This window comes from Nocardia sp. NPDC059236 (genome assembly GCF_042754085.1).
GTDB lineage: Bacteria > Actinomycetota > Actinomycetes > Mycobacteriales > Mycobacteriaceae > Nocardia.
Genome location: NZ_JBHZAF010000002.1, coordinates 857,683 through 868,187, shown reverse-complemented (window position 1 = coordinate 868,187; position 10,505 = coordinate 857,683). Strand labels below are relative to the sequence as shown.

General features: G+C 68.4%; 13 protein-coding genes. 8 read left to right on the top strand and 5 right to left on the bottom strand.

Annotated features, from left to right (window positions below; all coding sequences use genetic code 11):
- Positions 1 to 366 precede the first annotated feature (366 nt).
- The 3 genes from ACFXIV_RS09070 to ACFXIV_RS09060 all read left to right on the top strand — a co-directional run bounded on the left by ACFXIV_RS09070 (position 367) and on the right by ACFXIV_RS09060 (position 3,666).
- Positions 367 to 1,392 carry an adenylate/guanylate cyclase domain-containing protein gene (locus ACFXIV_RS09070; RefSeq protein WP_379392932.1) on the top strand — a complete coding sequence of 342 codons (1,026 nt, stop codon included), beginning with the start codon at positions 367 to 369 and terminating at the stop codon, positions 1,390 to 1,392.
- Positions 1,393 to 1,831: 439 nt separating this feature from the next.
- Positions 1,832 to 2,827 carry an ATP-binding cassette domain-containing protein gene (locus tag ACFXIV_RS09065; protein ID WP_379392934.1) on the top strand — a complete coding sequence of 332 codons (996 nt, stop codon included), beginning with the start codon at positions 1,832 to 1,834 and terminating at the stop codon, positions 2,825 to 2,827.
- Positions 2,824 to 3,666 (top strand): ABC transporter permease, encoded by an 843-nt coding sequence (locus ACFXIV_RS09060; protein WP_379392936.1) that lies wholly within the window; start codon positions 2,824 to 2,826, stop codon positions 3,664 to 3,666. The genes ACFXIV_RS09065 and ACFXIV_RS09060 overlap by 4 nt, the downstream gene beginning before the upstream one ends.
- A 25-nt stretch (positions 3,667 to 3,691) precedes the next feature.
- Here ACFXIV_RS09060 and ACFXIV_RS09055 read toward each other — a convergent pair whose 3' ends face one another.
- The 3 genes from ACFXIV_RS09055 to ACFXIV_RS09045 are packed head-to-tail and all read right to left on the bottom strand — an operon-like array spanning position 3,692 to position 6,053.
- A complete protein-coding gene (locus ACFXIV_RS09055; RefSeq protein WP_354847382.1) occupies positions 3,692 to 3,874 on the bottom strand; it encodes a hypothetical protein in 183 nt (60 codons plus the stop codon).
- A 55-nt stretch (positions 3,875 to 3,929) separates the two neighbouring features.
- On the bottom strand, positions 3,930 to 5,768 hold the full coding sequence (gene glmS, locus ACFXIV_RS09050; RefSeq protein ID WP_379392938.1) for a glutamine--fructose-6-phosphate transaminase (isomerizing): 1,839 nt from the start codon (positions 5,766 to 5,768) through the stop codon (positions 3,930 to 3,932).
- A 15-nt stretch (positions 5,769 to 5,783) separates the two neighbouring features.
- Positions 5,784 to 6,053, bottom strand: a complete 270-nt coding sequence (locus tag ACFXIV_RS09045; protein ID WP_354847388.1) for a hypothetical protein — start codon at positions 6,051 to 6,053, stop codon at positions 5,784 to 5,786.
- 237 nt (positions 6,054 to 6,290) lie between these two features.
- On the opposite strand from ACFXIV_RS09045, the gene ACFXIV_RS09040 reads away from it, so the two are divergent.
- Positions 6,291 to 6,830, top strand: coding sequence for a peptidylprolyl isomerase (locus ACFXIV_RS09040; protein WP_356996317.1), 540 nt, complete (start codon positions 6,291 to 6,293; stop codon positions 6,828 to 6,830).
- A 37-nt stretch (positions 6,831 to 6,867) separates the two neighbouring features.
- Positions 6,868 to 7,734 (top strand): rhomboid family intramembrane serine protease, encoded by an 867-nt coding sequence (locus ACFXIV_RS09035; protein ID WP_379392940.1) that lies wholly within the window; start codon positions 6,868 to 6,870, stop codon positions 7,732 to 7,734.
- Here the strand turns inward: ACFXIV_RS09035 and ACFXIV_RS09030 are convergent.
- Entirely contained in the window at positions 7,731 to 8,174 is a 444-nt protein-coding gene (locus ACFXIV_RS09030) for a PH domain-containing protein (RefSeq protein ID WP_379392942.1), read from the bottom strand. The genes ACFXIV_RS09035 and ACFXIV_RS09030 overlap by 4 nt on opposite strands.
- A gap of 86 nt (positions 8,175 to 8,260) precedes the next feature.
- On the bottom strand, positions 8,261 to 8,527 hold the full coding sequence (gene crgA, locus ACFXIV_RS09025; protein WP_040862582.1) for a cell division protein CrgA: 267 nt from the start codon (positions 8,525 to 8,527) through the stop codon (positions 8,261 to 8,263).
- A gap of 148 nt (positions 8,528 to 8,675) precedes the next feature.
- On the opposite strand from crgA, the gene ACFXIV_RS09020 reads away from it, so the two are divergent.
- Genes ACFXIV_RS09020 through ACFXIV_RS09010 form a run of 3 tightly spaced genes read left to right on the top strand, consistent with a single transcriptional unit; the run spans position 8,676 to position 10,451 of the window.
- Positions 8,676 to 9,317, top strand: a complete 642-nt coding sequence (locus ACFXIV_RS09020) for an aminodeoxychorismate/anthranilate synthase component II (protein WP_354847397.1) — start codon at positions 8,676 to 8,678, stop codon at positions 9,315 to 9,317.
- Positions 9,314 to 9,997, top strand: a complete 684-nt coding sequence (locus ACFXIV_RS09015) for a RibD family protein (protein ID WP_379392944.1) — start codon at positions 9,314 to 9,316, stop codon at positions 9,995 to 9,997. Before ACFXIV_RS09020 ends, ACFXIV_RS09015 begins: the two co-directional genes overlap by 4 nt.
- The gene (locus ACFXIV_RS09010; RefSeq protein WP_379392946.1) at positions 9,987 to 10,451 is read left to right on the top strand and encodes a dCMP deaminase; all 465 of its coding nucleotides are present in this window, start codon (positions 9,987 to 9,989) and stop codon (positions 10,449 to 10,451) included. Before ACFXIV_RS09015 ends, ACFXIV_RS09010 begins: the two co-directional genes overlap by 11 nt.
- Positions 10,452 to 10,505: the final 54 nt, after the last annotated feature.

The following is a 10,505-nucleotide window of genomic DNA, read 5'->3' as shown; positions in this document are numbered from 1 at the left end:
CGCAAGCCCCTCGCCGCGTCAGCGCAAGCACGCCGCCCACTGGCCCGAGCTCACCCCCCCCGGAAACCGCCGCGCGGGGTCCCCAGATCGTCAACCTGATGACGAAATCGGCACACCGTTCGCCGGATGCCCACGCCGGCCACCGAAAGACGCACCCGCGCAGGCGATCTGGCGGCGGCTGCCCGCGCATCGCACGCCGGCCACCGTCGGACAGGATCCGCACAGTGGTGGTCTTGCCCGCGCCGTTCGGTCCGGGCAGCCGCGGTTTCACGCGGTGGCGGGGCGGTGGAACCGATCGGGAAGTTCGGGGCTGTGACACGAAACAAGCCGGGGTTTTCCGGTCGATTCACGCCGTAAGGTCGAAGTATGGCGCCCACTGAGATGTCCGAACTGGTGCAGTCCGTGGTGGAGCCCTATCTGCTGAGCGGGCCGCGCAAGTACAACCGGCACCAGGTGTCGGACCTGACCGGGCTGCCCAACAGCGTCACCCGGCGGCTGTGGGTGGCGCTCGGTTTCCCGGCCGACCCGGACGACGAGGCCGTGGAGTACGGCGACTCCGATGTCGAGGCCGCCCGGACCTTCGCCAAACTGCACGTGCTGGCCTCCGCGGACGTGCACCGGCAGACCACCGCGGCGCGCACGCTGGGCCGGTCCATGGCCCGGCTGGCCGAGTGGCAGGTCGATCTGGTGACCGAGGAGATCCTGGATCGCCTCGCCACCATCACCCGCGAGCGGCCGGACATCGATCCCACGGAGGCCGCGCGCATCGCCACCGACGAGGTGGTCACCGAATTCGAGACGTTGCAGCGCTACGCCTTCCGCCGGCACCTGGACGCCGCGCTGGCGCGGTCGCTGGACGGGGGAGCGGTGGCCGGGGACACGCTGCGCGAACTGGCCGTCGGATTCGCCGACATGGTCGGATACACCCGCCTGACCCGTCACCTGGAGGCCGATGAGCTGTCGGCGCTGCTGGAGGCCTTCGAGACGGCCACCAGCAATGCGATCGTGGCCAATGGCGGCTGGGTGATCAAGAACGTCGGTGACGAAGTCATGTTCGCGGCGAACACCGCCGCCGAGGGCGCGCGCATCGCGCTGGCCGTGCAGGAGGCCGCCATCGCCTCGCACGGCGTCACCCAGGAACTGCGGGTGGGTCTGGCCTACGGCGAGGTCCTGCAACGCTTCGGCGACCTCTACGGCTCGGTGGTGAATACCGCCGCGCGGCTCACCGGTGTGGCCCGGCCGGGCACGGTGCTGGTCGACGACGGCGCGGCGGCGTCGATCGAGACCGACCCGGAATTCATGCTGCGGCATCTGGCCACGGTGCGGGTGAAGGGCATCAACCGGTTGTTCGGGCATGTGCTGCGCCGCAATGAGATTCGGCCATTGGTCTGAGCGGTTCCGCTGCCGGGACGGTGATTCCGCCGCCGGGCGAACCTACTCCGGGAATAGGGGCGGGCCTCGGCGAAGGGGGGGAGTTAGCCGAGGCCCGCGTAAGGTCGGCCCGGGGGGGAGGGGCCGACGGGAACGATCCTACGCGACGAATTCGGATTGTGTGGCTATCGGGGGCCCGCGTTCCAAGTTTTTTTCGCGGAAAAAATGTCGTACCCGGGTGCGACCATGGCGGCGTGACCGAAATGCGTCCTTCGCCGAAATCGATTCGAGTAGTGCACTACTCGCGATCGTGGCCGGTGTCTGGGCGGATCATCGAATCGGTCGCATCCCGTACCGGCAACCCCGAGCACCGCCGGACCCCCAACGGGATGCGGCCTCTTTGGTGTAATGGCAGTCAAGAGTCGTTGCGGCAGACCAACCACGAGACACCAGGAGCATCATGCCCGACGCGATAGTCGCCGAGGGTCTGGTCAAGAGGTACGGCCATCTGGTCGCCCTCGACGGCCTGGACCTGTCCGTTCCAGAAGGCACCGTGACCGCCTTGCTCGGCCCCAACGGCGCGGGCAAGACCACCACCGTGCGCGTGCTCACCACCCTGCTGATCCCGGACGCGGGCCACGCCACCGTCGCCGGGGTGGACGTACTGAAGGACCCGCAGCTGCTGCGCTCCCGTATCGGCACCTCGGGGCAGTACGCGGCCGTCGACGAATATCTCACCGGTTTCGAGAATCTGGAGATGGTCGGGCGGCTGTACCACATGGGCGTGCAGCGCAGTAAGGAGCGCGCCCGCGAGCTGCTGGACCGCTTCCGGCTCGCCGACGCGGCCGACCGGCCGGTGAAGGGCTACTCCGGCGGCATGCGGCGGCGGCTCGACCTGGCCGGCGCGCTGGTGGCGAATCCGCCGGTGCTGTTCCTGGACGAACCCACCACGGGCCTGGATCCCCGTGCGCGCCTGGATCTCTGGGATGTCATCGAGGAGCTGGTGGCGGGCGGCACCACGCTGCTGCTGACCACCCAGCACCTGGAGGAGGCCGACCGGCTGGCCGATTCCATCGCCGTCATCGACCACGGCCGGGTCATCGCCAAGGGCACCTCCGACGAGCTCAAGGCCATGGTGGGCGGCGACCGTATCGAGCTCGTCGTCGACCATGCCGACAATCTGGCCATCGCACAGCAGGCGCTGGAAGGCTTGGCGCACGGGGAGATTCGCCTCGAACCCGGCCTGCGACGCATCATCGTGCCGGTCGAGGACGGCTCGCAGGCCCTGGTGGACGCCATCGGGCAACTCGCGAAACATGAAGTGCGCATTCATGATGTGGGTCTGCGCCGACCCTCGCTGGATGACGTTTTCCTGTCGCTGACCGGGCACGAGGCCGAGGAGCTGGTCAACGGAAATCGTTCCGCCGACGAGCACACGGGGGGTGGTGCCCGATGAGCGCCATCCTCGCCGTCGCCGAGAAGCCCTCGCTCGCACAGCGACTCGCCATGGTCGTCAGCGACAGCCTGACCGTCACCAAGCGCAATGTCATCAAGATTCGGCGCGTGCCGGACGTGCTGGTCTTCTCGACCTTGGCGCCGATCATGTTCGTGCTGTTGTTCGCCTACGTCTTCGGCTCGGCGATCACCGTGCAGGGCACGTCCTACCGGGAATTCCTGATCGCCGGCATCTTCGCCCAGACCGTGGTGTTCGGGGCCACCTATACCGGTCTGAGCCTGGCCGAGGACATGCAGAAGGGCATCATCGACCGCTTCCGCTCGCTGCCCATGGCACCGTCCGCGGTGCTGATCGGCCGCACCGCGGCGGACATGGTGATGAATGTGGTCAGCCTGATCGTCATGTCGCTGACCGGCCTGGTGGTGGGATGGCGGATCCGCGGCTCCCTCCTCGACGCCGTGCTCGCGTATGTCCTGCTGCTGCTGTTCGCCTACGCGATGTCGTGGATCCTGGCCACGATCGGCCTGATCGTGCGGGCGCCGGAGGTGTACAACAATGCCAACTTCATGGTGATCTTCCCGCTCACCTTCATTGCCAACACCTTCGTGCCCACCGCCAACCTGCCCACGGTGCTTCGTGTTGTGGCGGAGTGGAATCCGGTGTCGGCGGTGACGCAGGCGACCCGCGACCTGTTCGGCAACACCAGCCCGATGGGGCTGAGCGCGGATGTCTGGCCCATGCGGCACCCGGTCGCGACCACCCTGATGTGGATCGTGGTGATTCTCGCGATCTTCGTGCCGCTGGCGCTGAATCAGTACAAACGGTCGGTGAGCCGCTGACCCGTCGGCCGATGCCGCCGGCCCGTCAGTGGGTCGGCGTCAGGTCCGGAGTCGGCGCCGAGCCGTTGCGCGAGTAGCCCAGGCGCGGCGGCTCCGCGGCCGGCGCCTGCGGCTGCGGGCGCTTGCTCACGAAGAACGCGATGACGCCGCCCGCAATCGCGACGAGGGCGGCCACAATGACCTTGTTACGAACGCTCCCCAGCTCCATCCGACCATGCTGGCACAGCAATGGAATTCGTGCACGAACGGGGGAGCGAACGCGGTTACTCGACGGTAACGCTCTTGGCCAGATTGCGGGGCTTGTCCACGTCCCGGCCCAGCGCCATGGCCGTGTGATAGGCCAGCAGCTGCAGCGGGATGGTCAGGATGATCGCATCCAGCTCCGGGCACACCGCCGGGACCCGGATCACCGCGTCCGCCAGGCCGTCCGGCAGATCGGTATTGGTGACCGCGATGACCGGCCCGCCGCGCGCCTTGATCTGCTCGATGGTGGTGATGTTCTTGGCCAGCAGCTCGTCGCCGGGGACCAGCACGATGCTCGGCATCTCCGGGTCGATCAGCGCCAGCGGGCCGTGCTTGAGCTCGGAGCCCTGGTACGCCTCGGCGTGAATGTAGGAGATCTCCTTGAGCTTCTGCGCGCCCTCGCGCGCCACCGGCCAGGCGCGCACCCGGCCGATGAAGAACATGCTGCGCGCCTTGGCGAATCGGGACGCGATATCGGCGATCTCCTCGTCGGCGGCCAGCACCGCGTCGATCGCGCCGGGCAGGGCGCGCAGGCCGCTGACGATGCGCTCACCGCCGGCCGCGGACAGATCCCGCACCCGGCCCAGCAGGAGTGCCAGCATGGCGAACGACACCGTCATATTGGTGAGCGCCTTGGTGGAGGCCACCGATACCTCCGGGCCCGCGTGCAGGAACACGCCCGCACCGCACTCCCGGGCGATGGCGCTGCCGACCACGTTCACCGCGCCGATCACCCGGCCGCCCTTGCGCTGCAATTCCTGAACGGCCGCAAGGGTATCCAGGGTCTCGCCGGACTGGCTGATGGCCACGTACAGGGCGTCCGGGTCCACCACCGGATTGCGGTAGCGGAACTCCGAGGCGGGCTCGGCGGTGGCCGGAATCCGGGCCAGCTCCTCGACCAGCTGCGCGCCCAGCTGGCCCGCGTAGTAGGCCGAGCCGCAGCCCAGGAACACCACCTTGCTGATGCCGCGCAGCTCGCGCGCGTCCATATTGAGGCCACCCAGGTGGGCGGTGGCGAATCGTTCGTCCAGGCGGCCGCGGAGCGCCCGGCGCACGGCGTCGGGCTGTTCGGCCATTTCCTTGCGCATGAAGTCCGGGTACCTGCCCAGCGCGTAGTCCTCGGCCGCCATGTCGATGGTGGTGGGGATCTTGTCGGTGCGGCGCGCCTCGAGACCGAGTGTGCTGGTGCGGAATTCGCCCGCGCGCACGGTGGCCAGCTCGCCGTCGTCGAGGAACACCACGCGCTGGGTGTGGTGCACCAGGGCGGCCACATCGGAGGCCACGAACATCTCGCCGTCGCCGACGCCGAGCACGATGGGGGATCCGTTGCGGGCCACCACCAGCTCGTCGGGCCGGCGGGCGTCGAGCACCAGCAGGCCGTAGGTGCCCTCGACCCGGTGCAGTGCGGTGCGGACCGCGTCCTCGAGCGTCTCGGCCCCGTCCAGGGCGGCGGCCACCAGGTGCACGATGGCCTCGGTATCGGTGTCGGAGACGAATTCCACCCCGTCGGCGGTCAGCGCGGCGCGCAGTTCCTCGGCGTTCTCCACAATGCCGTTGTGCACGACCGCGATCCGGCCGGAGCCGTCGGTGTGCGGGTGCGCGTTCGCGTCGGAGGGCTCGCCGTGGGTGGCCCAGCGGGTGTGCGCGATGCCCACATTGCCGCGCAGCCGGGCGCCCTCGGCGTCGGCCCGATCACGCAGGTCCTGGACCCGGCCCTGGGTCTTGGTGACCCGCAGCCGGCCGCGGTGCGGCACGGCCAGTCCCGCGGAGTCGTAGCCCCGGTACTCGAGCCGGTGCAGGCCCTCCAGCAGGACCGGGACGGCCTCACGGTGCCCGATGTAACCGACGATTCCACACATTGCGCGACGGACTCCTCACCCGTAGACGATGCGACGCAGTTGTCGTTCGGTGAAGTCGGGGGCGGCCACCGGGCGCTGCGCGAGCTCTGCCGCCAGGCGCTGCCAGATCTCGGCATTGCGGACCTGACGTCCCTGCAGTTCGGCATGTCTGCGGCGCACGAACTGCTCGGCGGTCTCGTCGAAGTATCCGACGACGTCGGCGACCACGCGGGCCGCGACGGCGGGCGGCAGGCCGGTGGAGGCCGCTACATGGCGCACCAGATCGACCGGAACCCCGTCATTCACCCGACAGAACTTGCCATGCCGACGCCGTTTTTGCCACTTTTGTGCCCGAAAGCGGGCAGATTTGACCGTGACGACTGATTTCGCAACTTTCGGGGTAACTCGCCGGGCACCCCCGGAATTGTTTCGGCGCCCCGCCGGCACGGGTGCGCCACGCCGACGGCTCTGAGCCGCCCGCTGAAGTCCCGGGGAGGCGGGGGAGCGTGCCGATTCCGGGCGGGTTCCGGGCCTGCGCCTAGGCTGGCGGGCGTGACCTCACCGAATCAGACCGCCGTGGCGACGCTGCACACCAGCCACGGTGACATCAAAATCTCGCTCTTCGGTAACCACGCCCCCGCCACGGTCCGCAACTTCCTCGGCCTGGCCGACGGTTCCGCGCCGTACACCACGAAGAACGCCTCCGGCACCGACTCCGGACCGTTCTACGACGGCGCGATCTTCCACCGCGTGATCGACGGATTCATGATTCAGGGCGGCGACCCCACCGGCACCGGCCGCGGCGGTCCCGGCTACGAGTTCAAGGACGAATTCCACCCGGAACTGCGGTTCACCCGCGGCTACCTGCTGGCCATGGCCAATGCCGGGCCGGGCACCAACGGCTCCCAGTTCTTCATCACCCTGGGCCCGCAGCCGCACCTGAACCGCAAGCACACCATCTTCGGTGAGGTGCTCGACCCCGAATCCCGCAAGGTGGTCGACGCCATCGCCGACCTGCCCACCGATCGCAACGACCGGCCCAAGGACGGCGACGTCGTGATCAACAGCATCACCATCTCCTGACACCGGCCGAATCAGGCCAGAGCCGAAGAGAATTCACATGCAACCCCAGCCGCCCGCGCCGACCTGCTACCGCCACCCCGACCGGCCCACCGGTCTGGCCTGCACCCGGTGCGGGCGCTCGGCCTGTCCCGAATGCCTCACCCCGGCCGCGGTCGGACAGCACTGCGTGGAGTGTGTCCAGCAGGGCCGCAACGATGTCCGGCCGGTCCGCAATGCGGCCGGGACAGCGGTGTCGCGGATACCCAACCCGTACGTCACCTACTCGCTGATCGCGATCAATGTGATCGTCTACACGGTCACCGCGCTCCAGGCCCACAGCCTGATGGACAACCAGCGCTCGCGGCTGTTCTACGACTGGGTGCTGGTGCCCGCCTTCGTCGGCGACGGCGGCTGGGCGCGGGTGCTGGGTTCGGGCTTCCTGCACTACGGGCCGATTCACCTGCTGGCCAATATGTTCGCGCTCTACGTGCTCGGCCCGTACTGCGAAGTGGCGCTGGGCCGTGGGCGATTCGTGGCCGTCTACCTGGCCTCGCTGCTCGGCGGTTCGGCGGCGGTGACCGCGCTGTCGGATCCGCTCACCGCCTCGGCAGGCGCGTCGGGCGCGATCTTCGGCATCTTCGGCGCGGTGGCCGTGATCATGCTGCGCACCCGGCAGAACCTCACCCAGATCGCGGTGCTGCTGGTGATCAACCTGATCATCACCTTCTCGGTGCCCGGCATCTCGATCTGGGCGCACCTGGGCGGACTGCTGGCGGGCACGGTCGCCACCACCGGCATCCTCTACGTGCCGCGCTGGCTGGGGATTCGGGAGACCCGCACGGCGCTGAACATCGGCTGGGCGGCGGTGGCGATGGTGGCGCTGCTCGCGGTAGTGGCGACGGTGCTGGCCGTGCCGAGCCTCTAGCGCGCCAGGTGAATACGCAGCACCTCGAGGACATCCTCGGGGTGCGCGCCCAGATCCCAGCGGCCCAGGATCAGCAGCTTCTCCTCGCCGCGGTGATCCACATCCATCTCCAGCATGGGCATCCGCCGGCCGAGTCGCCGGTAGTACACCACGCGGACGCGCAGGATCTGCTGGGGCGTGTAGCGCTGCGGCCCGGTCAAGCCGCGCACCACGATATGCACAGGGTCACCGGGCTCGATCGCCAGGCGCGGCCGCTGCCGCAACCCCATGCCGGTGAGGAAGAGCAGCCCCAGCGCGGCCACTCCGATGAGCAGGCGGCCGGGCGCATCGTTCGTCACGAAGGCGGCCACGACCAGCGCGATGCCGCCGACACCGCAGGCCGCGAGCGCGGCCGGGGGTGTGGACCAGGCGAGATGGGAGGAGGGATCGGGGGCTGTCACCGTCCCCACTCCCTCCTCGAGTTGTCCACAGGCTCATCCACAGGTGTGTATGAATAACAATGGTGTAAGCCACACATGTGCTGGACTCAGCGCCAGCGCATGGTCATGATCAGGCCGACGACCATCAGGCCGAACCCGATCAGGAAGTTCCACGCGCCCAGGTCGCTCATCCAGCCGATATGCTCGTTCGCCAGGTAGTAGACGAGCAGCCAGGCGAGCCCGGCCAGCATGAAGCCCAGCATGATGGCGACGTACCAGACCGGCGACGGACCTGCCGATTTCACGCGTACGGGCGTGCGGCTGGCCGGGTTGATCGTGTAGTCGGTCTTCTTCCGGACCTTTGACTTAGGCATGACGTCCTCGTATTCGGCGTTCTGTCTGCATAGACATTATCCCGGCAACCCTGTGGAAAGTGTCGTTGGGAGTGCCCGGTCGATTGTGGCGACACGGTTCGGCGGTATTGCGTGCGACGGCACGCGCCGCGCCAACTACTCTCGAATCATGCGTGTACTGGTCGTCGACAACTACGACAGCTTCGTGTTCAACCTGGTTCAGTATCTCGGACAGCTGGGTGTGGATGCCGAGGTCTGGCGCAACGACGATGATCGGCTCGCCGATGTGGACAAGGTTGTGCAGGACTACGACGGGGTGCTGATCAGCCCCGGGCCCGGCACCCCCGATCGCGCCGGTGCCAGCATCGCCCTGGTGCACGCCGCCGCCCGGCACGCCACTCCGCTGCTCGGCGTCTGCCTGGGTCATCAGGCCATCGGAGAGGCGTTCGGCGCCACCGTGACCCGTGCCCCCGAACTGTTGCACGGCAAGACCAGCGAGGTCTTCCACATCGGCGCGGGCGTGCTGGCCGGTCTGCCGGATCCGTTCATCGCCACCCGCTACCACTCGCTGACCGTCCTCGAGGAGACCATGCCGCCGGAGCTGGAGGTGCTGGGCCGCACCGAATCCGGCATCGTCATGGCTCTGCGGCATCGCGATCTGCCCATCCACGGTGTGCAGTTCCATCCCGAATCCGTGCTCACCCAGGGCGGGCACCGCATGCTCGCCAACTGGCTGGGCGTGTGCGGCGAGCGGCCGGCGGAGGGACTGGTGCAGACCCTGGAGGCGGAGGTCGCGGCACTCGCGTCATGAGGCCGCACGTCATGCTGTCGGTGGCCGTCAGCATCGACGGTTATATCGACGACACCGGTCCCGACCGGCTGCTGCTGTCCAACGCAGCCGATTTCGATCGGGTGGACGCGTTGCGCGCGGACTCCGACGCCATCCTGATCGGCGCGGAAACCCTGCGTCGCGACAATCCCCGGCTGCTGGTCAACAGTGGGGATCGGCGCCTGCAAAGGGTCGCCGCGGGCAAGCCGGAGTATCCGGTGCGCGTGATCGTCACCGCCGGTGGCGATCTCGACCCGGAACTGCGGTTCTGGCACTGCGGCGGCGAAAGACTGGTCTACACCACCGATTCCGGGGCCACCCGCATCGGTGACCGTTTGGCCGGGCTGGCCGAGGTCGTCTCCCTCGGCGCGTTGATCGAATTCGATGCCCTACTCGATGACCTGGGCAAACGCGGCCTGGAGCGGCTCATGGTCGAGGGCGGCGGTGCCATTCACACCGGCTTCCTGTCCGCCGGTCTGGCCGACGAGATCTGGATGGCCGTGGCGCCGGTCGTGGTCGGGGATCCGGCTGCCCCGCGCTTTCTCGGGCCCGCCGCCTTCCCGGGCGGCCCCAATCACCGCATGCAGCTGGCCGATGTGGGCCGGATCGGCGATATCGCGCTGCTGCGCTATCTGCCGAAGGAGGATTCCGATGTCGGATGATGAGGCACGGCTGGATCGCGGGTGGATGCGGCACGCCATCGGCCTGGCGCGGTTGTGCTCGCACAGCGACACCGCCTTCGCGGTGGGCGCGGTGATCGTGGGTGTGGACGGGGTGGAGATCGCGCACGGGTGGTCGCGGGAGACCGACGACAAGGTGCACGCCGAGGAGTCGGCGCTGAACAAGCTGGAGCCGGACGATCCGCGGCTGCCGTCGTCCACGCTGTACAGCACGCTGGAGCCGTGCTCGCAGCGGGCGAGCCAGGATCGGCTGCCCTGTACGGATCGCATTCTCCGGGCCGGAATTCGGCGCGTGGTCATCGCCTGGCGGGAGCCCGGCACCTTCGTGGACAACTGCGTCGGGGTGGAGAAGCTGCGCGAGCACGGCGTCGAGGTGATCGAGCTGCCGGATCTGGCCGAAGAGGCCATGTCGATGAACCGTCATCTGCGACTGTAGGTTTCGCGCGCCGAAGGTTTCACATGAAACACAGGGGGTTCGCGGACCGTCCGC